This window comes from Stenotrophomonas sp. YJH_SMC_123 (genome assembly GCF_059368215.1).
In genome coordinates this window covers 505,053-527,505 of sequence record NZ_JCAFRM010000002.1, presented here as the reverse complement: position 1 = coordinate 527,505, position 22,453 = coordinate 505,053, and the positions used below count along the sequence as shown (strand labels likewise).

Here is a 22,453-nt window from a genome sequence, read left to right as displayed (position 1 = left end):
GGGAATTACTCCACCACCACCGGAATCTTGCCGATGCGGGCCTGCCACTCGCGCGGGCCGGTCTTGTGCACCGATTCGCCGGCGGAGTCGACGGCCACGGTCACTGGCATGTCCTGCACGGTGAACTCGTAGATCGCCTCCATGCCCAGGTCAGCGAAACCGACCACCTTGGCCGCCTTGATCGCCTTGGACACCAGGTAGGCCGAGCCACCGACGGCCATCAGGTAGGCCGACTTGTGCTTCTTGATCGCCTCGATCGCGGCCGGGCCGCGCTCGGCCTTGCCGACCATGCCCAGCAGGCCGGTCTGTGCCAGCACCTGCTCGGTGAACTTGTCCATGCGGGTCGCCGTGGTCGGGCCGGCCGGGCCCACCACTTCGTCACGCACCGGATCGACCGGGCCGACGTAGTAGATGAAGCGGCCCTTCAGATCGACCGGCAGCTGCTCGCCCTTGTTGAGCATGTCGACCATGCGCTTGTGCGCGGCGTCGCGGCCGGTGAGCAGCTTGCCGTTGAGCAGCAGGGTCTGGCCCGGCTTCCAGCTGGCCACGTCTTCCGGGGTAATCGTATCCAGGTCCACCCGGGTGCCCTTGGATGCGTCGTAGGTCAGCTTCGGCCAGTCTTCCAGCGACGGCGGGTCCAGCATCACCGGGCCGCTGCCATCCAGGGTGAAGTGCGCATGGCGGGTGGCCGCGCAGTTCGGGATCATCGCCACCGGCAGGTTGGCCGCGTGGGTCGGGTAGTCGTTGATCTTGATGTCGAGCACGGTGGTCAGGCCACCCAGGCCCTGCGCACCGATGCCCAGCGCGTTGACCTTCTCGTACAGCTCCAGGCGCAGCTCCTCGATGCGGTTGGACGCACCACGGGCCTGCAGCTCGGTGATGTCGATCGGCTCCATCAGCGCTTCCTTGGCCAGCAGCATCGCCTTCTCGGCGGTGCCACCGATGCCGATGCCCAGCATGCCCGGCGGGCACCAGCCGGCGCCCATGGTCGGCACGGTCTTCAGCACCCAGTCGACAATCGAGTCGGACGGATTGAGCATGGCGAACTTGGTCTTCGCTTCCGAACCACCGCCCTTGGCGGCGACGATCACGTCGACTTTGTTGCCCGGCACCACCTTGACGTTGACCACGCCCGGGGTGTTGTCCCTGGTGTTGATGCGCTTGCCTGCCGGATCGGCCAGCACCGAGGCGCGCAGCTTGTTGTCCGGGTGCATGTAGGCGCGGCGCACGCCTTCATTGGCCATGTCTTCCACGCCCATGGTGGCGTCATCCCAACGCACGTCCATGCCGATTTCCAGGAACACGGTGACGATGCCGGTGTCCTGGCAGATCGGGCGGTGGCCCTCGGCGCACATGCGCGAATTGATCAGGATCTGCGCCATCGCTTCCTTCGCGGCCGGCGACTCCTCGCGCTCGTAGGCGGCGGCAAGGTTCTTGATGTAGTCGACCGGGTGGTAGTACGAGATGTACTGCAGCGCGTCGGCGATGGACTGGATGAGGTCTTCCTGCTTGATCGATGTCACGTCTTGCTCGCTTGCTCGAGGCTGGCGGGGGTAATCCACCCATTTTACCCCCTCCCCCGGCCCCGGGGTGGTAGTGCCGGCCGCTGGCCGGCAAGATTCCCCCGACGCTCTGTCACGCCACGCGCCACTGCGGCGTCCTTGCCCACATGAACGCCGAAACCGCTTTCCAGACCCACCGCCCGCGCCTGATGGCGCTGGCCTACCGCCTGCTCGGCAGCCGCACCGACGCCGAAGACGTGGTCCAGGACGCCTGGCTGCGCTGGTCCGGCGCCGATCCTGCGGCCGTCCGCGATGCCGAGGCCTGGCTGGTCACCACCACCACCCGGCTCGGCCTGGACCGGCTGCGTGCGGCCAAGCGCGAGCGCGTCCACTACGTCGGCCCATGGCTGGCCGAACCGCTGGCGGTCACCCTGGAGCCGGACCCGGCGCCCGGTCCGGCCCAGCTGCATGCGCTGGCCGACGACGTCTCGGTCGCTTTCCTGACCCTGCTCGAACAGCTCGGCCCGGAGGAACGCGCCGCCTTCCTGCTGAAGGAGGCGTTCGACCACGACTACCGTGAGATCGCCGAGCTGATCGGCCACAGCGAGGCCAACTGCCGGCAGCTGGTGCACCGTGCGCGGCAACGCCTGCAGGCCGGACGACCGCGCTTCAATGCCGATGCCAGCCAGCACCGGCAGCTGCTGGCGCGCTTCATGGAGGCCTCGCAGCGCGGCGACAGCGACGCGATCCAGGCCCTGCTGCACGCCAACGCGGTGCTGGTTTCCGACGGCGGTGGCGTGGTCACTGCGGCGGTGCGGCCGCTGCTGGGCGCCGAACGCATCGGCCGCCTGTTCTGGGCCATCGCCCGCCGCGGCGCGGTGCATCCCGCCCAGCTGGGCTACGTCAACGGCGAGCCGGCGATCCTGCGCTTCCAGGGTGAGCGCCTGCATTCGGTCACCACCATCGAAGTGGTCGATGGCCGCATCGCCAACGTGTACAGCGTGTTGAATCCGGAAAAGCTGCCGGGTGTTGTCACGCGCGATGACGGTACGGCGTCCTGGTAGTGAAAGGCGGCCACCGTGGCCGCCGTGGAGCCGAAAATGTCCGACCACGCCTCTCCCCGCGTCCCCTACACCCGCCTGGCCGCCGAGGCCTTCAAGGGCCTGCTGGCCACCAGCCAGGCCGTGCATGACAGCTCGATCGATCCGACCCTGATGGAACTGGTGTTCCTGCGCGTGTCGCAGCTCAACGGCTGCGGCTACTGCATGGACATGCACGGCACCGCGCTGCGCAAGGGCTGCATCGAGCCGCGCAAGCTGGACACGCTGCCGGCATGGCACGAGAGCCGCTTCTTCGACGAACGCGAGCGCGCGGCACTGGGCTGGGCCGAGGCGCTGACCCGGCTGACCGACGGCGCGCCGTCGCAGGCCGCGTTCGATGCCCTGGCACCGCACTTCGATGAGAAGGGCATCAGTGACCTGAGCATGGGCATCGCGGTGATCAATGCCTGGAACCGCCTCGGTGCGGGGTTGCTGCCGCCGCTGCCGGCCTGACCCACCCCGCCTTCGACAGTTCATCGGTGCTGCTGGTAGGTGTCGACCTTGGTCGGCACGGTGGATCCACGCAGTGCGTGGATGCAGGAGGGTCAGATCCCTTCGCTTCGCGAAGGGATCTGACCCCGGTGCCGGCAACACGGCTGCACTGACTCCCCCTGCACGTATCACGCGCGCACAATACGCGCATGCCTGCCATCCCCCCCGTTGGCGCTGCCGCCGCGAAGAAACCCAGCCTGCGCCAGCGCTTCAAGGCGATGCGCAACCTGCCGCCGTTCCTGCGCATGGTCTGGCAGACCAGCCCCGCGCTCACCCTGGCCAGCCTGGGGCTGCGCCTGATCCGTGCGCTGCTGCCGGTGGCGATGCTGTACGTCGGCAAGCTGATCATCGACAGCGCCCTGCACCTGAGCCAGCACGACGCCGGTTTCCCGCCGCTCGGCGAGGCGCTGTCCAGCGGCATGCTCAATCCGCTGCTGGGCCTGCTGGCGCTGGAATTCGGCCTGGCCATCGCCTCGGACCTGCTCGGCCGGCTGGTCAGCTATGCCGACGCGCTGCTGTCGGAACTGTTCGCCAACGTCACCAGCATCCGGCTGATGGAACACGCGGCGACGCTGGATCTGGAGGACTTCGAGGACCCGGACCTGCAGGACAAGCTGGACCGCGCGAGGCGCCAGACCATGGGCCGGATGAACCTGATGAGCCAGCTGTTCGGCCAGGTGCAGGACGCGATCACCGTGGCCAGCCTCGCCGTCGGCCTGCTGGTCTACGCGCCGTGGCTGATCCTGCTGCTGGCGCTGGCACTGGTGCCGGCCTTCATCGGCGAATCGCACTTCAACGCGGCCGGTTACAGCCTCAACTTCCAATGGACGCCCGAGCGCCGCCAGCTCGACTACCTGCGCCAGCTCGGTGCCAGCGTGGAAACGGCCAAGGAAGTGAAGATCTACAACCTGCACCGCTTCCTGGTCGAGCGCTATCGGCGCCTGTCGGTGGCGCTGTTCCAGGCCAACCGTGCCCTGGCACGGCGCCGGGCGTTCTGGGGCACGCTGCTGGCTGCGCTGGGTACGCTGGGCTATTACACCGCCTACGCCTACATCGCCTGGCGCACGGTGCGCGGCGATTTCTCGATCGGCGACCTGACCTTCCTTGCCGGCAGCTTCCTGCGCCTGCGCCAGCTGCTGGAAGGCCTGCTGATCGGCTTCTCGCAGGTGGCCAGCCAGGCGCTGTACCTGGACGACCTGTTCTCGTTCTTCCAGATCGAGCCGGAAATCCACTCGCGCGAAGGCGCCATACGCGTGCCGCAGCCGATCCGCCAGGGCTTCGTGTTCGAGAACGTCGGCTTCCGCTATCCCGATGCCGAACAGTGGGCGGTGCGCCACCTTGATTTCCAGCTGCAGGCCGGCGAAGTGCTGGCCCTGGTCGGCGAGAACGGCGCCGGCAAGACCACCCTGGTGAAGCTGCTGGCACGCCTGTACGAACCGGACGAGGGCCGCATCCTGCTCGATGGCCGCGACCTGCGCGACTACGACCTGGACGACCTGCGCGCCAACCTCGGGGTGATCTTCCAGGACTTCGTGCGCTACAACCTCAGCGCCGGCGAGAACATCGGCGTCGGCCAGGTCGAGGCCATGGACGACCGGGCGCGCATCGCCGACGCCGCGCGCCGCGGCATGGCCGAGGAAGTGATCGAGGAGCTGCCCGGTGGCTACGACCAGCTGATCGGCCGCCGTTTCAAGCAGGGCGTGGACCTGTCCGGTGGCCAGTGGCAGAAGATCGCCATTGCCCGCGCATGGATGCGCAATGCGCAGGTGATGATCCTGGATGAGCCAACGGCAGCACTGGATGCGCGCAGTGAGTTCGAGGTGTTCCAGCGGTTCAGGGAACTGGCGGATAATCGCACCGCCGTATTGATTTCCCACCGTTTTTCCTCGGTCCGCATGGCCGATCGCATCCTGGTGCTGGCCGATGGCCGGATCGAGGCCAGTGGCACCCACGCCCAGCTGATGGCACAGGGCGGCCGCTATGCCGAGCTGTTCGAGCTGCAGGCGGCGGGTTACCGCTGAGAACGCCTCTCGTTCCGCCCAATGAGAACCCGTCTCATTTGAGATAGAATTCCCCCGACGACTTTTGACAAATACGCCCATGTCCTCCGCTTTTGGCGCCGAAACGGTGCTTGAGGTCCGTCACTGGACCGACGCCTACTTCAGTTTCACCACCACCCGCGACAGCGGCTTCCGCTTCGAGAACGGCCAGTTCGTGATGATCGGCCTGGAAACCGAGGCACGGCCGCTGCTGCGTGCGTACTCCATCGCCAGCGCCAACTGGGAAGAGCATCTGGAGTTCTTCAGCATCAAGGTGCAGGACGGCCCGCTGACCTCGCGCCTGCAGCACATCAAGCCGGGCGACAAGGTGCTGGTCGGCAAGAAGCCCACCGGCACCCTGCTGATCAGCGACCTGCACCCGGGCAAGAACCTGTACCTGCTGGGCACGGGTACCGGCATGGCGCCGTGGCTGTCGGTCATCAAGGACCCGGAGACCTACGAGCGCTTCGAGAAGGTGATCCTCTGCCACGGCGTGCGCTACGAAAAGGATCTGGCCTACCGCGATTACTTCGAGAGGGAGCTGCGTGAGCACGAGTTCCTGGGCGAGATGATCGGCGACAAGCTGCGGTACTACCCGGCCGTCACCCGCGAGCCGTTCGCCAACCAGGGCCGCCTGACCTCGCTGATGGAAAGCGGCCAGATGCAGCGCACCCTCGGCCTGCCGGAGCTGAGCCCGGAAAACGACCGCGCGATGATCTGCGGCAGCCCGCAGATGCTGGCCGACCTGCGTGCTGTGCTCGATGCCCGCGGTTTCCAGGTTTCGCCGCGCATCGGCCAGCCGGGCCACTACGTGTTCGAGCGCGCGTTCGTCGAGAAATGATGCTGCAACGGTAGTGCCGGCCGCTGGCCGGCTCTTCCTGGCCCACGGGATTGCCGGCCAGCGGCCGGCACGACCTCACAGCAGCGCTTCGATCTCGCCGCGCAGCTGCTCCGGCCGGGTGGTGGGCGCATGCCGCGACACCACCCGCCCCTGGCGATCGACCAGGAACTTGCTGAAATTCCACTTGATGCGGGCACTGCCGAGCACGCCGCGCTTCTCCCGCGCGAGCCACCTCCAGAGCGGGTCGGCCCCCTCGCCGTTGACCTCGATCTTTTCCGACAGCGGGAAGCTGACCGGATAGTCCAGCGAACAGAACTGGCGGATCTGTGCGGCATCACCGGGCTCCTGCGCGCCAAACTGGTTGCACGGGAAGCCGATCACCACCAGGCCGCGCTCGCGGTAGTCCTGCCACAGCTGCTCCAGCCCGGTGTACTGCGGGGTGAAGCCACAGCGGCTGGCGACGTTCACCAGCAGCAACGGGTGGCCCTGGTACCGGGCCAGCGCCTGCGGCTGGCCGTCGAGGTCGCGGAAGCTGAAATCGTAGGCAGTGGTCATGGCAGCGGGCCGTGGGCGGTGAACGCATGGTACCCGCGCCCGGCCCCGGCAACATGCCTTTTGACACAAGTGCAGTCGCCGCCGGCCGGGTTACCCTCGGGCCCTTGTTTGCCTTACCGGAGCTTCTACCTTGACCACTCGACTTGCCCTTGCCGTGGCCATGTCCCTCGGCCTTGCCCTGCCCGCCTTCTCGGCCGGCGCCGCCACCCCGGCTGCCAGCACCAATGCCCAGCAGGCCAACCCGTTCTTCGCCGAAAGCCCGCTGCCGCTGCACTTCCCGCAGTTCGACAAGATCAAGGACAGCGACTTCGCCCCGGCCTTCGACGCCGGCATGGCGCAGCAGCTGAAGGAAGTGGAGGCGATCGCCAACAACAAGGCCAAGCCGACCTTCGACAACACCATCATCGCGCTGGAAAAGAGCGGTGACATCCTCGACCGTGCGACCACCGTGTTCTTCAGCCTGGTCGGCGCCGATACCAACGACACCCGCAAGAAGCTGCAGGCCGACTACTCGGCGAAGTTTGCCGCGCACAGCGATGCGATCGCGCTGAACGGCAAGCTGTTCGCCCGCATCCAGGCGCTGTACGACACCCGCAGCCAGCTGGGCCTGGACGCCGAAGGCGTGCGCCTGGTCGAGAAGTACTACGACAATTACGTGCGCGCCGGCGCCAAGCTGTCCGAGGCCGACAAGGCCACGCTGAAGGACATGAATGCCGAACTGGCCAATCTGGGCACCAAGTTCAGCCAGAACGTGCAGTCGGAAGTGAACGCTTCGGCAATCACTGTCGACGACGTCAAGGAGCTGGCTGGCCTGTCCAAGGAGCAGATCGCCGCCGCCGCCGAAGCCGCCAAGGCCCGTGGCCTGGAAGGCAAGTACGTGATCACCCTGCTCAACACCACCGGCCAGCCGCCGCTGACCAACCTGGCCAACCGCGCCCTGCGCCAGAAGATCTACGAAGCCTCGACCACCCGCGGCAGCCGCGGCGGTGAGTTCGACAACACCGCGCTGGTCTCGCGCATCATGCAGCTGCGTGCCGACAAGGCCAAGCTGATGGGCTTCCCGAACTTCGCCGCCTACAACCTGACCAACCAGACCGCCAAGACCCCCGAAGCGGTCAACGCGATGCTCGGCAAGCTGGCTCCGGCCGCGGTGGCCAATGCCAAGCGCGAAGCCGCCGACCTGCAGGCGATGATCGACAAGGAGCAGAAGGCCGCGCGCAAGCCGACCTTCCAGCTGGAACCGTGGGACTGGGCCTTCTACAGCGAGAAGGTGCGCCAGGCCAAGTACAACTTCGACGAGTCGCAGCTGAAGCCATACTTCGAACTGAAGAACGTGCTCGAGAACGGCGTCTTCTACGCCGCCGGCCAGGAATTCGGCCTGACCTTCAAGCAGCGCACCGACCTGCCGGTCTACCACGATGACGTCACCGTCTACGACGTGTTCGACGCCGATGGCAGCCAGCTGGCGATCTTCATCTTCGATCCGTATGCGCGCGCCTCCAAGCGCGGCGGTGCGTGGATGAACTCCTACGTCTCGCAGTCCAAGCTGACCGGCTTCAAGCCGGTGGTCGCCAATCACCTGAACATCCCGAAGCCGCCGGCCGGCCAGCCGACCCTGCTGACCTGGGATGAGGTGAACACCACCTTCCACGAGTTCGGCCACGCCCTGCACGGCATGTTCTCCAACGTGAAGTATCCGTACTTCTCGGGCACCTCGGTGCCGCGCGACTTCGTCGAGTTCCCCTCGCAGGTCAACGAGATGTGGGCCGACAACCCGGTCATCCTGAAGAACTACGCCAAGCACTACCAGAATGGTTCGGCGATGCCGCAGGCCCTGCTGGACAAGGTGATTGCCGCATCGAAGTTCAACCAGGGCTTTGCCACCACCGAATACCTGGGGGCGGCGATGCTGGACCAGAACTGGCACCAGATCGGCCCGGACCAGGTGCCGGCGGCCAAGGACGTGATGGCCTTCGAGCGCGCCGCGCTGGAGAAGGACGGCATCTACTACGCGCCGGTTCCGCCGCGCTACAAGACCCCGTACTTCAGCCACATCATGGGCGGCTACTCGGCCGGCTACTACGCCTACATCTGGTCGGAAGTGCTCGACGCCAACACCCAGAAGTGGTTCAAGGACAACGGCGGCCTGAGCCGCAAGAACGGCGACCACTTCCGCGCCACCCTGCTGTCCAAGGGCGGCAGCGTCGACGCGATGCAGCTGTTCCGCGATTTCGCCGGCCACGAGCCGCAGATCGAACCGCTGCTGGAAAAGCGTGGCCTGACCGGCGCCGGCAACTGATCGCCAGCGCTGTCGCCTGAAACGAAAACCGCCCGGGAGACCGGGCGGTTTTTTGTTGTGGTCGGGGTCAGAGCCCTCTTCTGCGAAAAGGGATCTGACCCCGGGGTCGGATCCCTTTCCGACGGAAAGGGCTCCGACCCCAGCCACGCCATCAACGCGGCGCCACGTACCCACCCGGCACGCCTTGCGGCGACAGCACCAGCTGCCACAGCTGCGCGTGCCGGCAGCGGAAGGTGGCCATCGACCCGGCCAGGTAGAAGCGCCACATGCGCCGGAAGTGCTCGTCGTAGTGCGCATCCAGCCGCGGCCACGCTGCTTCCACGTTGCGCCGCCATGCCTGCAGGGTCAGGTCGTAGTCGGTGCCGAAGTTGTGCCAGTCCTCCAGCACGAAACGGCCTTCGAACGCCTTGGTGATCTGCACCGCCGACGGCAGCATCGAGTTGGGGAAGATGTAGCGTGCAATCCATGGATCGGTGCGATGCCGTGAGACGTTGGTGCCGATGGTATGCAACAGCAGCAGGCCACGTGGCGACAGGCAGCGCTTGGCCACTTCGAAGAAACCGGCGTAGTTCTTGTCACCGACGTGCTCGAACATGCCGATCGAGAAGATCGCATCGAACGGTTCGTCCAGTTCACGGTAATCCTGCAGGCGGATCTCGATCGGCAGGCCAGCGCACAACTGCCGCGCGAACTCGGCCTGCTCCTGCGATATGGTCACGCCGACGCCGCTGACACCGTAGCGCTCGGCGGCGAACTTCAGGGCTTCGCCCCAACCGCAGCCAATGTCCAGCACGCGCTGGCCCGGGCGCAAGCCCAGCTTGCGGCAGACAAGGTCGAGCTTGGCCTCCTGTGCGGCGTCGAGGTCGTCGGCGTCGCGCCAATAGCCACAGCTGTAGACCAGGCGCTGGCCGAGCATGGCCTGGTAGAGATCATTGCCGAGGTCGTAATGGCGGCGACCGACTTCGTAACTGCCCTGTCCCGCCTGCAGGTTGAACAGGCGCGCCTTCAGCGCGTCTGCCACTTCGCGCCAGCCGTGCACCCGTTCATCCAGGTGCGCCTGCATCAGGTGGACGAGGAATTCATCCAGGACGTTGGCATCCCACCACCCCTCCATGTAGCTCTCGCCCAGGCCGAGCGAGCCGTGGCCCATGACCCGCGCGAAAAAGCGCGGGTCATGTACCTGGATGTCCTGTGGCTGGGTGCCGCCGATGCGGACCCCGGCTTCGTGGAGCAGGCCGGCGACCCGCTCCTGCAACCCTGTATCCACGCCACCTCCTCGACTGCGGTCAACCGCGTGCGAACAGCTCCACGTAGTCCTTGGCCACGTGCGGCAACAGCACCGCCGCCGGTACATCGGCGGTCTGGGTGCCGTCCGAGTATGGACCCACCTGGTACGGCGGGAAAACAAAGCGCAGCGCGGTGATCTGCCCCTTGTCGTCGGTCAGTGGCTGGAACTGGCTGAAATTGTCGGCCTGCGGGCCGGTTCCGTCGGCGATCATGCGCGATGCGTTGCGCAGCGATTCCTGCAGCTGGGCCGGGTCCATGTCCTCGCCACTGAGGCGGGTGGCCACGCGTTCGCGCAACTGGTCGGCGACGAAATCGCTGATCGCCTTCCAGCCCTTGGCATCGGCCACAAGCTTTTCGGCGCTGAGCATCTGCTGCTGCTGCGGCAGCCACACGAAGCGCGCCACCAGCGGTTCGCCGTGGGCGCCACCCGTGTAGCGGCTGCCGTCGGCACTGACCACCACCAGCTGCGGGGTTTCAAGCAGCTTCTCGAAGCTCAGCGACAGCTCGTAGGGCATGGTCGGCTTGTCGTTGCCCAGCCCGTCCAGCGCCTGCTGCAGGTCGCTGCGCGCACTCGTGGCATAGCTCTGCAGCGCGCGGGCCAAGCCCGGATAACGGTCGATACCGGCCGGGTAGCTGATGCCCACCACTTCGCGCTCGTTGTTCTCGATCACGTCGCGCAGATCCAGCGGCGCTTCCGTGGCCGGCGTTTCGCCCGCGGCCGTCGCCTCGGCGGCGGGCGCCGCGTCGGTCGCCGGTGCCGGCTCGCTTTCACGCTGGCAACCGGCCAGCAACAGCACGCCCACCACGCCGGCCAACACGCTGCCGTGCAATGGCCGGTTGTTTCCAATCTTCATCGGGATCCCCTGTTCATGTTTGTACATCATCGCCTGCCATGGCTGAAGCGTGACCCGCTGGCGTTCAGCCAACGAGCAGGTCGTGGTACTCCTCGTGGCGCTGCAGGAAGGCTTCGGCGTAGGAACATGCCGGCACCACCTTGTATTTCTGCTCGCGCGCGAAACGCAGTGCCACGCGGGTCAGCTCACCGGCGATGCCACGGCCGGCGATCGGCTCGGGCACCTCGGTATGGGTGATGACCATGCGCCTGCGCTTGATCTGGTAATCGAGCACCGCCAGCTGTCCGCGCACACGTGCGGTGAAGCGGTGGTTGGCCAGGTCGTGCTCGACCTCATAGGCCAGACCGGGGGGCGTGACCGAAGCCATGGAACTGTCTCCTGCGGCGACTGCGTGGATGGTGCGCAGCCGGGCGCCATGATCGCGTGAAGCCTGAACAGGGGCAAGTCCAGTCCATTCACGTCAGTTTTCGCCCTCAAGCTGGAGGCGGGCCGGCCGCTATCGCCTATGGAGGGGTACGGCCAGGCTGGCACGACCCTTGCGACCGTTGACCATGCGCACCACCGTGGAGGCTCCCATGCACGCCAGCAATTCCCATTCCGATACCGACCGCGCCCTGCTGGAGGGCCTGCTGCAACTGGCGGTGGAAGGGCAGACCGAGGATCAGGATTTCCAGCGCATCGGCGAGGAAGTGTTCGCCCGCCTGCTGGATACCTACGGCCAGCAGACCGCAGCCTGACCCGGCCGGGGCGGATCGGACCCGATCCGCCCCGCTACCCGCATCAACCGCCGCCGAGGCGGAAGGTCGGGTTGGAGAGTTCGCGCAGGAAGTGGGTGAAGATGCTCGGCTGCATGGCCAGCATGAAGATCACGCCAAACGCCGCACCTGCCAGGTGCGCGCTGTGGTTGATGCGGTCGCCACCGCGCCTGTCCATCCAGATGCTGTAGCCGACGTAGAACGCGGCATAGATGATCGCCGGTGCCGGGATGAAGAACACCAGGATGATCGACCACGGCTTGATCAGGATGAAGGCGAACAGCACCGCCGATACCGCCCCGGACGCCCCGAGGCTGAGGTAGTTCGGGTTCTTCTGGTTCTTCAGGTAGCTGGGCAGGATCGAGACCAGCAGCGCGCCGATGTAGAACGCCGGGTAGGTCAGGTAGCTGCCGGTCAGCTGCACCATCACGCTCTCGATGAATCCCCCGAAGAAGAACAGGGTGATCATGTTGAAGATCAGGTGCGACCAGTCGGCGTGGATGAAGCCATAGGTCACCAGCCGGTCGTACTGGCGGTGACGGTCGATGGCCGGCGGCCACAGGATCAGGCGGTCGGCCAGCTTGCGGTTGTTGAACGCCATCCACGACAGGATGGCGGTGATGGCGATCAACAGCAGATTGACGGGGGTCATGTCAGGCTCAGGCGCTACGGTAGTTGTCGACCATACGATAGCGTTTCGCGTACCAACCGAAGGCCAACGCCGCGACGAAGGCGAAGCCGGCGAAGAAGAACATCAGGAACGCCGCCTCGCTCAGGCCCGTGCCCGCGATCTGGTGGGTGACCGTGTCGTTGCGCACCGCCACGTTGGACAGCAGCACCCACAGGTTGCCGATGGTGGTGGTCAGGTTCCAGAAGCTCATCACCACGCCCTTCATCGCCTGCGGTGCCTGGCTGTAGGCGAACTCCAGGCCGGTGGCCGAGACCAGCACCTCACCGAAGGTCAGCAGCGCGTACGGCAGCATCTGCCAGAAGATCGACATGGCGTTGCCGCCGTCCATCACCACCTGGATGCCACCCACCACGATCCAGGCCAGGCCACTGAAGGCGATGCCGGCGGTCATGCGGCGCAGCGCGGTCGGTTCGAAGCCGAAGCGGCGCAGGGCCGGATACAGCACCAGGTTGTTGAACGGAATCAGGATCATCACCAGCAGCGGGTTCAGCGCCTGCATCTGCGAGGCGGTGAACCAGCTTGGCATCTGCATCTGCTGGCCCTGCAGGACCCAGGTCGAGGCCTTCTGGTCGAACAGCGAGAAGAACGGCGTGGTCAGCGCGAAGATCACCAGCACGCGCAGTACCGAGCGCACGCCTTCCACGGCTTCGGCCGGATGCTGGCCACGGGCGCGGTCCAGCTGCAGCCAGGTGCCGCCACCGATGCCGGCAAGGATGGCCACCAGCGCCAGGCACAGGCAGATCACGATGCCCAGCGAACCGACCAGGCCGAACGAGGCCACCGCCAGCGCCAGGCCAAGCACGGCGATCACCAGGCCCGGACGGCCCTGGCCAGCCACGCGCGTGGTCAGCGCGGTACGCACCACGTTGGCGAACGAATGCGGGTCCTTCGGCGGCAGCGGCACCAGCACGTAGCGCCTGCGGCCCAGCCAGAACACGAAGGTAGCGATGAACATCAGGATGCCCGGGATGCCGAACGCCCACTGCGGGCCCCAGTTCTTCAGCACCAGCGGGATCAGCAGCGAGGCGAACAGCGAGCCGAAGTTGATGATCCAGTAGAAGGCGTCGAAGACGATCTTGGCCAGGTGCTTGTTGCTCTGGTCGAACTGGTCGCCCATGAACGAGGCCACCAGCGGCTTGATGCCGCCGGCACCGAGCGCGATCAGGCCCAGGCCGAGGAAGAAGCCCTCGCGGCTGTTCTCGAACAGCGCCAGGCACAGGTGGCCGGCGCAGTAGACCAGGCTGAACCAGAGGATGGTGTGGTACTTGCCGAAGAACCGGTCGGCCAGCCAGCCACCGAGCAGCGGGAAGAAATACACGCCGATCATGAAGCTGTGCATGATGTCCTTGGCTTCACCGGCACGGCCTTCGGCAGTGATTTCCTGCAGCAGCAGCGAGGTGATCAGGAACTGCACCAGGATGTTGCGCATCCCGTAGAAACTGAACCGCTCGCAGGCCTCATTGCCGATGATGTACGGAATCTGGCGCGGCATCTTTCCCTGGCCGGCGATGGGGGCGACTGCGTCGTGGCTCATCCTGTAAGGCATTCCTGCAAAGCGAAAGGCGCAAGGTTACCGGAACCGGGGCTTGCGAAGCACGCTGCAGGGCTGCATGACAACGGTGCCAATCCATGGCAGGCAGTGCAGGCCCTGCCGGAAGTCACGGCACCTGCACGACAAAAGCGTAAACTTATCGTTATGCGCCCCCTCGCCCACGCCCGCCTCCTGCTCAGCTGCCTTGCGCTGTTGCTGGCGTTGCAGGCGCAGGCACGACCACAGGCGCCGGCCGCCGTTGCCAGCGAGAGCGACCCCAGGCAGCTGACGGTCGCCGCGCTGGAGCTGCCCAGCCGCGATGACGCGCAATGGAAGCAGCGCCGCGAGCAGGTCGCACAGCTGCTGACCGAGCTGCAGCCGGACGTGATCTCGGTGCAGCAGGTGCTGCAGCAGCAGGGCCGCAACCCGGCCTGCTGGCTGGCCAGCCGGCTGCGCTACAGCTGCGACTTTGTTACCGCCGATCCGCCCAGCCAGCCGCTGCGGCATGGCAACGCCATGCTGACCCGGCTGCCGGTCAGCGAGGACGGCGTGACCCTGCTGCATCCTCCCGGCACCTTCAGCGCGGCCGGCATGATGCGGCTGAGGCTGGGCGAGGCGCTGGTCAACATCTATGTGGCGCGGCTGCGCCCGGACCCGGACGAGGCCAGCGCCCGCCAGCACCAGACCAGCGACCTGATGACCTGGATCGGCGCCACCGCCGAAGGCATGCCGAGCCTGATTGCCGGCGATTTCTCGGCCAGCACGGTGGAACTGGTGCGCAGCACGCCGGGGTTCCAGCCGGCCCGGCGCAATCCCGGCGGCCGTGCCGAGGCGCCGGCGGCCAGTGGGGGCGGCAGCAGCGGCCACGGCCTGGATGTGCTGTTCCAGGTCAAGCATTTCGGCGGCATCCGCCAGCAGCCGATCCTGCTGCCGGCCGACGGCGACCTGCCCGGCCTGCGTCTGGGTGTGATGGCGACCCTGCGCCTGCAGGGCGATACGGCCACTGCGGAATAGGTAGTGCCGGCCGCTGGCCGGCTCCCCCGGTACTGCACGGTTGCCGGCCTGCGGCCGGCACTATCGAACGACTGCTGCAACAGAAAAGGCCGGGGTCTCCCCCGGCCTTCTCATGTCATCCCGTCACGCGATCAGGCGATCGCTTCCTGGTAACGGCGCTCGACTTCGTTCCAGTCGATGACGTTGAAGAACGCGCCGATGTATTCCGGGCGGCGGTTCTGGTACTTCAGGTAGTACGCGTGTTCCCACACGTCCAGGCCGAGGATGGGGGTGTTGCCTTCCATCAGCGGGCTGTCCTGGTTGCCGGTGCTCTCGACCACGACCTTCTTGTCCGGGGTCACGCTCAGCCACGCCCAGCCACTGCCGAAACGGGTCAGCGCGGCCTTGGTGAAGGCATCCTTGAACTTGTCGAAACCGCCCAGGTCCTTGTCGATGGCCTTGGCCACGTCGCCCACCGGGTTGCCGCCGGCATTGGGGGCCATCACGGTCCAGAACAGCGAGTGGTTGGCATGGCCACCACCGTTGTTGCGCACCGGGCCCTGCAGGTTCTCCGGCAGCGACTTGAGCTTCTTCACCAGCTCTTCGACCGGCAGGTCAGCGTACTCGGTGCCTTCCAGCGCCGCGTTGACGTTGTTGATGTAGGTCTGGTGATGCTTGGTGTGATGGATTTCCATCGTCGCCGCATCGATATGCGGTTCCAGCGCGTCGTAGGCGTAGGACAGCTTGGGCAGGGTGTAGGCCATGATGCATCTCCTGATTGCGAGGGCACCCGACGATGTCGGGCGGTGCGCGGTGAATGATGGGGACAGACCGCCAGATTACCAAGGGGGATGTAAAGGAAATTGCGTCCTGCCAGTGAGCACGACGGCAATTGTTACGCAGCAGTGACGCAGCGCGCTCCTCATGCACCGTGCAGCGCACAGGCGCTACAGTGCGTGTACTACCCTCGCCCGCCCCTGCCCATGCGCAACCCCCGGCTGCTGATCACCGCCATCGCCCTGCTGCTGCTCGGCCTGGTCGCCAACCATTTCCTGCAAAGGCCGCCAGCGCCGCAGTTCGCGCCCGACCTGCAGGGCACGCCTGTCGCGCGCGCGCCGGCCACCGCCTCGCCCGGCAAGGACAGCGGACTTCCCGCGTTCCTGCCCGCCGAAGCGCGCGCGACCATCGCCCTGATCCAGCGTGGCGGTCCATTCCCGCACCGCCAGGACGGCAGTACCTTCGGCAACCGCGAGCAGCAACTGCCGCAGCGCGCGCGCGGCTACTACCGCGAATACACCGTCGACACCCCTGGCGCGCGTACGCGTGGCACGCGTCGCATCGTCACCGGCGGCGATCCGCCGGAAGCGTGGTACTACACCGACGACCATTACGCGTCATTCCGCAGCTTCACCGTACCGGCCCAGGGAGCGCAGTGATGAGCCACGATGATTTCGGCCTTGGCCTGCATGACATCAACAACGCCGGCGTCTACGCCATCGACAGCGACGACATCGGCGCACTGGCCGCGGCGATGCGCGATGCCGGCCTGAAAGTGATCCGCATCGATCTGGAGGGCGTCGCGGACAAGCGCACCCTGCTCGCCCGTTTGGCCGCACAGCTGGATTTCCCGGCCGGTTTCGGCGGTAACTGGGATGCGCTGTCGGACAACCTGCGCGACCTGCAATGGCTGCCGGCCAATGGCTACGCGCTGTTCCTGGCCGACGTGGACGCGCTGCGCGCCGGTCCGCAGAAGGACTTCGACACCCTGCTGGACGTGATGGACGAGACCAGCCGTGACTGGGTCGGCCGCGACGTACCGTTCTGGGTGTTCCTGTCGCAGAGCGCGTAAGGTCACTGCCTTGGCCGGCATGCACTGACGCCTTGGCAGAGGCCAAAGCGCGGGCCGGCCAGCACGTCGGCGCGGCCCCCTGCCTAGCGGCTCCCATTGTCTTCCTGCAGTTCCTTCTTGAACGGGATGTCCGGCGGCGGTCGTGCCACGGCCGGCTGGTCCTGCATGTTGGGGTTGGTCAGGCCACAGCCGCCACCGGCCTGCAGGATCGAAATGACGCAGGAGATCCTTGTGTTGGTGCCCGGCAATGGAATCTCCATCGCCTTGACGCCCTTGCGCACCCATTCGGCCAGCAGCGATTCCTGCGGCACCCAGTATTTGTCGAACGAGGTCGGCGTGTAGTCGTACGGCGGGCGCTTCAGCCAGGTGCCGGACTGCGCAATGCGCTCCTTGCTCCAGCCGTCGTTGGCACCGCCGGGCGCACCGCGCGCGGCATGGCCATCGCCCTCCTGGCCAGGCACGCGCACGCTGCCATCGGCATTGAACAGGCCGCTGCCCTTGCCGGCGGTACTGGCCTGGCGGGTACCGTTGCTGCTGCCGTCGCGGTTGCGGCTGGAAGACCCCCAGTCATCGCCCTTGGCAGGTGTCGCCCAGTTGCCTGGATCAGGCGCCGGGCGCGCTCCCGCGTTTGCGGGTGTGCTGCTGGATGCTGACGGACGCGCGCTGCTGCTCGCCTGCGTCGCGCTGCCCTGGGCCGCAGTCGCAGGCGTCGCCGGGGCACTGCCACTGGAGGATGCCGGCGCTGCCACCGGTGCCGAGGCCACTTCACGTTCCCGCACCTGCACGTCGCGGCCAGTGGGCGCGCGTACGGCGGGCTCACGCCCGGCCACCGCCGCCATCCGCACCTGCGGATCGGCCACGGCCTGCACTTCACGTTCGCGCACCTGCACGTCCTGCTGCGGCACGCGCACCTGCACTTCCGCGCTGCGCAGCAGGCGGGGAGCGACCGGCGCGTCGACCGTACTGACTTCGCGTTCGCGCACCTGGATGTCACGCACCTGCGGCGTGCGCACGGCCAGTTCCGGGGTACGCACCGGGCTTGGTGTCGGCGGCGCCTGCACCGGCTGCACGCTGCGCTCGCGCACGGCGGGTGTGCTGTCACGCGGCACGACGCTGACTTCGGTGCGCGGCACACTGACCGGCGGCACCACGAAATCCGTGCTGGCCTGCGCGACTTCGGTGGCCTGGACGGGCGAAGGCGGCGGCGCGGCCACCGGCGCCGGCTCGGCGTCGGCCGGCGGTGGTGGTGGTGGAACGCTGGCGGTCGGCGCGGATGCCGGGGATGAGGCGGTGGTTTCGGCAGCCACCGGACGTGGCGCAGGGGCCGAGGCAGCGCCCGCCTCCTGGCCCGGCGCAACCCGACCTGCCGCCGCAGCCGCAGCCGCTTCGGCGCCCGGCTGATCGCCACCGCCTTCCTGCGACGCGCGGCCGACGAACTCCACCTGCACGCGCTCGCCCTCGGTGCCCTCTTCGTCCGGCGCGCTGGTACGGATCACCGCCACCCACAGCAACAGCACGAAGAACAGCAGATGCAGCAGTGCACTGACCAGTGCCGAGGTCCAGCGCATCCAGCGCTGGTCGCGCGGCGCGGCGTCCCAGTCCTGCCAGAACAATCGGCGCAGCGCCTGCCACGGCGACAGCCGCGGCGACTGGCCTGGCGGGCCCGGCAGCGGGCGCGGCAGGAAAACTGCGATCACCTCGCGGGCATGGAACGGCCGCGGCAGTGGCCCCAGCGAGCGCAGCCACAGCGCCCAGCCATAGGGCAGGCGCGTGGACTTCTCGAGGACGGCGCGGGGCTGCTGGCGCGCCAGCAGCAGATCAATGAGTTGCTCGGCCCGGGTCAGAGGCACGCGTCAGCGATCAGGCGACGTTGCCGCGCGGAATGTAAGGCGCGTGGCCGCTGTCATGATCGGTCGCGTCACGCACGGCGGTCACGCCCGGCACGCGGCCCATCAGGGTTTTTTCGATGCCCTGCTTGAGCGTCACATCGGCCATGCCGCAGCCCTGGCAGCCACCACCGAAGCGCAGCAGCACCACGCCGTCGGACGAGACTTCCTGCACGGCCACCTTGCCGCCATGCGAGGCCAGCTGCGGATTGACTTCGTTCTCCACCACCCAGTGCACGCGTTCGACCAGCGAGGCCGCATCACCCGGCGCTTCGCCCTTGATGCGCGGCGCCTTGATGGTCAGCTGCTGGGCACCGGCGGTGCCGGCGACGATGTCGATCTCGGCGCCATCGAGCCAGCCAACGCTGCCGGCGTCGACATAGAGGGTGAAACCATCGCAGTCCACCGCCCACTCGTCACCGAGCAGGTCGGTCGGTTCGGCGAATTCCAGCCGGGCATCGGCGCGCGGCGTACCGGGGTCGACCGCGCTCAGGCGCACGCCCATGCCGGGCACGCCCTCGCGTTCGATCAACTTGCGGAAATGGGTCTGGGCAGTGTCGGAGATCTGGATCATCAGGCTATTCTAGCCAAGTAAGCGTCAGCCGCTCATTCGGTTTATACACCGTCCGGCGCATTGTTCAGTCAACACGAGGTGGAGATTCCCATGGCCGACCTGATTCCACTGGCCCAGGCCCGTTGCGTGCCGCGCAAAGGCAGCGACCACAAGCTCGGCGAGGCCCGCCTGGCCGAACTGCTGCCGCAGGTTCCCGGCTGGGAGCTGAGCGAGGGTGACCAGGCCCTGTCGCGTACCTTCCGCTTCAAGGATTACTACGCCACCATGGCCTTCGTGAACGCGCTGGCCTGGATCGCCCACCGCGAGGACCACCACCCGGACCTGGGCGTGCACTACGACCGCGCGGTCGTGCGCTTCTCCACCCACGATGTGGGCGGGCTGAGCGAGAACGACTTCATCTGCGCGGCCAAGACTTCGGCCCTGACGGAGCAACTGCCATGAACGTACGTTTGCTGAGCCTGTCCCTGATCGCTGCGACCGGCCTGGCCGGCTGTGGCGCGTCCGAACCGCCGTCACCGCCACCGCCGCCGCCGAGCGAAGTGGCCGCGGTGAAGACGCCGCCGCCGCAGTACCCGCTGGAACTGGCCTGCATGGGCGTGGGCGGCACCAGCACCTTCAAGGTGACCATCGGCACCGACGGCAAGCCGAGCGAGGTTGCGCTGTTGACCGGGGCCGGCAACCCGCAGCTGGACGAACTGGCCAAGACCGCCGTGCAGGGCTGGCAGTTCAAGGCCGCCACCCGTAACGGCCAACCGGTGCCGGCCACCATCCAGGTTCCTGTCAGCTTCAACCCGCCACAGCCGAAGCCGGACCAGTGCTTCGCCATCGAAGAACGCCTGCGCCGCGGCGGCTGATCGCACACACCCCGACGGGGCCTGCCGACGCCCGCCTCGCCCTCGCCGCCCCGGCCCTGCCCGGGGCGGCTGTCTGTTGACCAGGATCGCGTGGGTTGATGCTGCAGATTCCCCCTGAAAACATCTGGATCGCACTGGCGGTCACGCTTGCCGCAGGCCTGGCCACCGCGATCGGCAGCCTGCTGGTGCTGTTCTCGCGCCGCCCCAGCCCGCGCCTGCTGGCGTTCGGCCTGGCCTTTGCCGGTGGCGCGATGGTCTATGTGTCGCTGTCGGAGATCCTCAACAAGTCCATTGCGTCGTTTGCACTGGCGTATGGCGAGCGCACCGGCTTCACCTACGGCACCCTGGCCTTCCTGCTGGGCGTGATCGTGATCGTACTGATCGACCACTTCATTCCCAATCCGCATGACAGCCTGGACAAACAGGACCCTGCGTTCCGCGAGAACAGCCGCGAGTACCTGAAGCGGGTCGCGCTGCTGACCTCGGTTGCGATCACCGCACACAATTTCCCGGAAGGGCTGGCGACCTTCTTCGCCACGCTGGAAAGCCCATCGGTGGGCATGCCACTGGCCTTCGCCATCGCCATCCACAACATTCCCGAGGGCATCGCGATCGCGGTGCCGGTGTACTTCGCCACCCAGAACAAGTTCTACGCGTTCAGTGCCAGCCTGCTGTCCGGCCTGGCCGAGCCCGTGGGCGCGGCGCTTGGCTACTGGCTGCTGTCAGGATCGCTGTCGCACGCCACGTTCGGCTGGGTGTTCGGCCTGATCGCCGGCGTGATGGTGTTCCTGGCGCTGGATGAGCTGCTGCCGGCGGCCAAGCGCTATGCCAAGGGCCACGAGACGGTTTACGGACTGGTGGCCGGCATGGGCACGCTGGCGATCAGCCTGGTGCTGTTCAAGTGGTGAGGGGTTCCCGGCTCGCCCTGTAGAGTCCAGCCATGCTCGACTGGCTTTCCGCGCGGCCCGACCGAGGCGCAGTCGAGCGTGACTCGACGCTACAGGAGATCCTTACTTCAGCCGGTCCAGCGCCTCGACCAGCTCATCCGCCAGCGGCGCGTTCAATACGTATGGGCTCTTGCCGTCATCCAGCGCGAACTCCAGCGAGGCCGCATGCAGGAACAAGCGCTTCAGCCCGATCTGCTCACGAAGCCGCTTGTTGACCGCTGGATCGCCGTATTTGTCGTCACCGGCCACCGGATGCCCCAGATGCTGGGCGTGCACGCGGATCTGGTGGGTGCGGCCGGTCTCGATGCGGACTTCGCAGTACGAATGGCCACCGCGGCGTTCCAGCACCCGGAAGTGGCTGATCGATTCCTTGCCGATCGCATTGACCTGCACATGGCGCTCGCCGCCCTGGCGCAGGCCCACGTGCAGCGGTGCGTCGACCGTCATCACGCCGTCGGGCATGCGCCCGGCCAGCAGGGTCAGGTAGCGCTTGCGGATGCCGGCGCCGTGGTCTTCACGCAGCAAGGCCTGCAGTTCGCTCAGCGCCGAGCGCTTCTTGGCCACGATCAGCAGGCCCGAGGTGTCGCGATCCAACCGGTGGACCAGCTCCAGGGTCTGCCCCGGGCGCAGCGCGCGCAGGGTCTCGATGGCGCCGAAGCTGATGCCGCTGCCGCCGTGGCTGGCCACGCCGGTCGGCTTGTTCAGGGCCAGCAGGCGGGCGTCCTCGAAGACGATGGCCTGCTCCAGGCGGCGCATGAACGCCTCCGGCGGACCGGCCTTGTCTCCTTCCTCAGTGAGACGGACCGGCGGCACGCGCACCTCGTCACCGGCCTCGAGCTTGCGTTCGGCCTTGGCGCGGCCACCGTTCACCCGAACCTGGCCACTGCGCACCAGCTTGTAGACCAGGCTGCGCGGGGCGCCCTTCAGCTGGCCGAGCAGGAAGTTGTCCAGGCGCTGGCCGGCGCGGTCGGCGGGAACGGTGATCATGCGCACGGAAGGCTTGTCGCCAGCGGGTTTGGTGGGGTCTTGGGCGGTCATCAGGCTGTTTATTCTGTTACACTCGGGGGGCGAGATAAGGGATTGATTTCGTTGGAAGTTACTCAGGGCCAGAAGCCCAGCTTCCGACGAATCCGGCACAGTGCGCGACCACCGCCCGCGGGGCGGCCATGTTAGCGGCTCACCGGCCTTCCCGGCCATCGCCGGATGCCTGACACGCAACCGTGCTGAACATGTCCCGCGTGGCGCTCCAGCCTGGCTGACAGCTGCCTGCGGCCTGTAACACCCCAAAACCCATAAGAGTGAAGCGCTCCCGCGGCCTGCCGTGGTGTCGTAGCGCTGGAAACCCAAGCCGCCCTCCCCGCGCTTGCGCGAATGGGCGGCGAACCGTGTCCAGAGGCGAAACCC

At 67.0% G+C, this 22,453-nt stretch carries 23 protein-coding genes; 12 read left to right on the top strand and 11 right to left on the bottom strand.

The window, feature by feature from the left end; all coding sequences use genetic code 11:
* Positions 1–5: 5 nt before the first annotated feature.
* Entirely contained in the window at positions 6–1,523 is a 1,518-nt protein-coding gene (locus AC5P5W_RS07440) for a fumarate hydratase (protein ID WP_014647726.1), read from the bottom strand.
* Between the two features lie 146 nt (positions 1,524–1,669).
* Here AC5P5W_RS07440 and AC5P5W_RS07435 point away from each other — a divergent pair, with 146 nt between their 5' ends.
* From AC5P5W_RS07435 to AC5P5W_RS07420, 4 genes are all read left to right on the top strand, one after another.
* Positions 1,670–2,566: an RNA polymerase sigma-70 factor gene (locus AC5P5W_RS07435; protein WP_014647727.1), complete on the top strand. Its 897-nt coding sequence runs from the start codon at positions 1,670–1,672 to the stop codon at positions 2,564–2,566.
* A 36-nt stretch (positions 2,567–2,602) separates the two neighbouring features.
* The gene (locus AC5P5W_RS07430; RefSeq protein ID WP_197575575.1) at positions 2,603–3,055 is read left to right on the top strand and encodes a carboxymuconolactone decarboxylase family protein; all 453 of its coding nucleotides are present in this window, start codon (positions 2,603–2,605) and stop codon (positions 3,053–3,055) included.
* 188 nt (positions 3,056–3,243) lie between these two features.
* On the top strand, positions 3,244–5,115 hold the full coding sequence (locus AC5P5W_RS07425; protein ID WP_075076679.1) for an ABC transporter ATP-binding protein: 1,872 nt from the start codon (positions 3,244–3,246) through the stop codon (positions 5,113–5,115).
* Between the two features lie 79 nt (positions 5,116–5,194).
* The gene (locus AC5P5W_RS07420) at positions 5,195–5,974 is read left to right on the top strand and encodes an FAD-binding oxidoreductase (RefSeq protein ID WP_197576165.1); all 780 of its coding nucleotides are present in this window, start codon (positions 5,195–5,197) and stop codon (positions 5,972–5,974) included.
* Positions 5,975–6,049: 75 nt separating this feature from the next.
* Here the strand turns inward: AC5P5W_RS07420 and AC5P5W_RS07415 are convergent, their stop codons facing one another.
* The gene (locus tag AC5P5W_RS07415) at positions 6,050–6,529 is read right to left on the bottom strand and encodes a glutathione peroxidase (RefSeq protein ID WP_014647731.1); all 480 of its coding nucleotides are present in this window, start codon (positions 6,527–6,529) and stop codon (positions 6,050–6,052) included.
* Positions 6,530–6,659: 130 nt separating this feature from the next.
* Between AC5P5W_RS07415 and AC5P5W_RS07410 the strand changes: the two genes are divergently transcribed.
* On the top strand, positions 6,660–8,828 hold the full coding sequence (locus AC5P5W_RS07410) for a M3 family metallopeptidase (RefSeq protein WP_014647732.1): 2,169 nt from the start codon (positions 6,660–6,662) through the stop codon (positions 8,826–8,828).
* Positions 8,829–8,979: 151 nt separating this feature from the next.
* On the opposite strand, the gene cfa is transcribed toward AC5P5W_RS07410, so the two are convergent.
* The 3 genes from cfa to AC5P5W_RS07395 are packed head-to-tail and all read right to left on the bottom strand — an operon-like array spanning position 8,980 to position 11,336.
* The gene (gene cfa, locus AC5P5W_RS07405) at positions 8,980–10,095 is read right to left on the bottom strand and encodes a cyclopropane fatty acyl phospholipid synthase (protein ID WP_197575482.1); all 1,116 of its coding nucleotides are present in this window, start codon (positions 10,093–10,095) and stop codon (positions 8,980–8,982) included.
* 19 nt (positions 10,096–10,114) lie between these two features.
* Positions 10,115–10,996 carry a DUF3298 and DUF4163 domain-containing protein gene (locus AC5P5W_RS07400; protein WP_134809088.1) on the bottom strand — a complete coding sequence of 294 codons (882 nt, stop codon included), beginning with the start codon at positions 10,994–10,996 and terminating at the stop codon, positions 10,115–10,117.
* A 37-nt stretch (positions 10,997–11,033) separates the two neighbouring features.
* Positions 11,034–11,336, bottom strand: a complete 303-nt coding sequence (locus AC5P5W_RS07395) for a GNAT family N-acetyltransferase (RefSeq protein WP_006455911.1) — start codon at positions 11,334–11,336, stop codon at positions 11,034–11,036.
* A 208-nt stretch (positions 11,337–11,544) separates the two neighbouring features.
* Here AC5P5W_RS07395 and AC5P5W_RS07390 point away from each other — a divergent pair, with 208 nt between their 5' ends.
* Positions 11,545–11,706: a hypothetical protein gene (locus AC5P5W_RS07390; RefSeq protein WP_014037806.1), complete on the top strand. Its 162-nt coding sequence runs from the start codon at positions 11,545–11,547 to the stop codon at positions 11,704–11,706.
* Positions 11,707–11,749: 43 nt separating this feature from the next.
* Here the strand turns inward: AC5P5W_RS07390 and AC5P5W_RS07385 are convergent, their stop codons facing one another.
* Together AC5P5W_RS07385 and AC5P5W_RS07380 are read right to left on the bottom strand one after the other, a co-directional pair.
* Positions 11,750–12,376 (bottom strand): rhomboid family intramembrane serine protease, encoded by a 627-nt coding sequence (locus AC5P5W_RS07385; RefSeq protein WP_014647735.1) that lies wholly within the window; start codon positions 12,374–12,376, stop codon positions 11,750–11,752.
* 7 nt (positions 12,377–12,383) lie between these two features.
* Positions 12,384–13,949 carry a POT-type proton-dependent oligopeptide transporter gene (locus AC5P5W_RS07380; RefSeq protein ID WP_495221003.1) on the bottom strand — a complete coding sequence of 522 codons (1,566 nt, stop codon included), beginning with the start codon at positions 13,947–13,949 and terminating at the stop codon, positions 12,384–12,386.
* Positions 13,950–14,111: 162 nt separating this feature from the next.
* Between AC5P5W_RS07380 and AC5P5W_RS07375 the strand changes: the two genes are divergently transcribed.
* Positions 14,112–14,960, top strand: a complete 849-nt coding sequence (locus AC5P5W_RS07375) for an endonuclease/exonuclease/phosphatase family protein (protein ID WP_049405898.1) — start codon at positions 14,112–14,114, stop codon at positions 14,958–14,960.
* A 131-nt stretch (positions 14,961–15,091) separates the two neighbouring features.
* On the opposite strand, the gene AC5P5W_RS07370 is transcribed toward AC5P5W_RS07375, so the two are convergent.
* The gene (locus tag AC5P5W_RS07370) at positions 15,092–15,703 is read right to left on the bottom strand and encodes a superoxide dismutase (RefSeq protein ID WP_005410310.1); all 612 of its coding nucleotides are present in this window, start codon (positions 15,701–15,703) and stop codon (positions 15,092–15,094) included.
* A 219-nt stretch (positions 15,704–15,922) separates the two neighbouring features.
* Here AC5P5W_RS07370 and AC5P5W_RS07365 point away from each other — a divergent pair, with 219 nt between their 5' ends.
* Positions 15,923–16,375 carry a guanyl-specific ribonuclease gene (locus AC5P5W_RS07365; RefSeq protein ID WP_041863621.1) on the top strand — a complete coding sequence of 151 codons (453 nt, stop codon included), beginning with the start codon at positions 15,923–15,925 and terminating at the stop codon, positions 16,373–16,375.
* Positions 16,375–16,788 (top strand): barstar family protein, encoded by a 414-nt coding sequence (locus tag AC5P5W_RS07360; RefSeq protein WP_014647739.1) that lies wholly within the window; start codon positions 16,375–16,377, stop codon positions 16,786–16,788. Before AC5P5W_RS07365 ends, AC5P5W_RS07360 begins: the two co-directional genes overlap by 1 nt.
* An 83-nt stretch (positions 16,789–16,871) precedes the next feature.
* Here the strand turns inward: AC5P5W_RS07360 and AC5P5W_RS07355 are convergent, their stop codons facing one another.
* On the bottom strand, positions 16,872–18,638 hold the full coding sequence (locus tag AC5P5W_RS07355; RefSeq protein WP_197574615.1) for a hypothetical protein: 1,767 nt from the start codon (positions 18,636–18,638) through the stop codon (positions 16,872–16,874).
* Positions 18,639–18,648: 10 nt separating this feature from the next.
* Positions 18,649–19,248: an NfuA family Fe-S biogenesis protein gene (locus AC5P5W_RS07350; protein WP_014037813.1), complete on the bottom strand. Its 600-nt coding sequence runs from the start codon at positions 19,246–19,248 to the stop codon at positions 18,649–18,651.
* A gap of 90 nt (positions 19,249–19,338) precedes the next feature.
* Here AC5P5W_RS07350 and AC5P5W_RS07345 point away from each other — a divergent pair, with 90 nt between their 5' ends.
* The 3 genes from AC5P5W_RS07345 to zupT all read left to right on the top strand — a co-directional run bounded on the left by AC5P5W_RS07345 (position 19,339) and on the right by zupT (position 21,010).
* Complete coding sequence (locus tag AC5P5W_RS07345; RefSeq protein WP_014647741.1) at positions 19,339–19,689, top strand: 4a-hydroxytetrahydrobiopterin dehydratase; 351 nt, start codon at positions 19,339–19,341, stop codon at positions 19,687–19,689.
* Positions 19,686–20,102: an energy transducer TonB gene (locus AC5P5W_RS07340; protein WP_495221001.1), complete on the top strand. Its 417-nt coding sequence runs from the start codon at positions 19,686–19,688 to the stop codon at positions 20,100–20,102. Before AC5P5W_RS07345 ends, AC5P5W_RS07340 begins: the two co-directional genes overlap by 4 nt.
* A 98-nt stretch (positions 20,103–20,200) precedes the next feature.
* On the top strand, positions 20,201–21,010 hold the full coding sequence (gene zupT, locus AC5P5W_RS07335) for a zinc transporter ZupT (protein ID WP_014647743.1): 810 nt from the start codon (positions 20,201–20,203) through the stop codon (positions 21,008–21,010).
* A gap of 102 nt (positions 21,011–21,112) precedes the next feature.
* Here the strand turns inward: zupT and AC5P5W_RS07330 are convergent, their stop codons facing one another.
* The gene (locus AC5P5W_RS07330) at positions 21,113–22,087 is read right to left on the bottom strand and encodes an RluA family pseudouridine synthase (RefSeq protein ID WP_049403782.1); all 975 of its coding nucleotides are present in this window, start codon (positions 22,085–22,087) and stop codon (positions 21,113–21,115) included.
* Positions 22,088–22,453 lie beyond the last annotated feature (366 nt).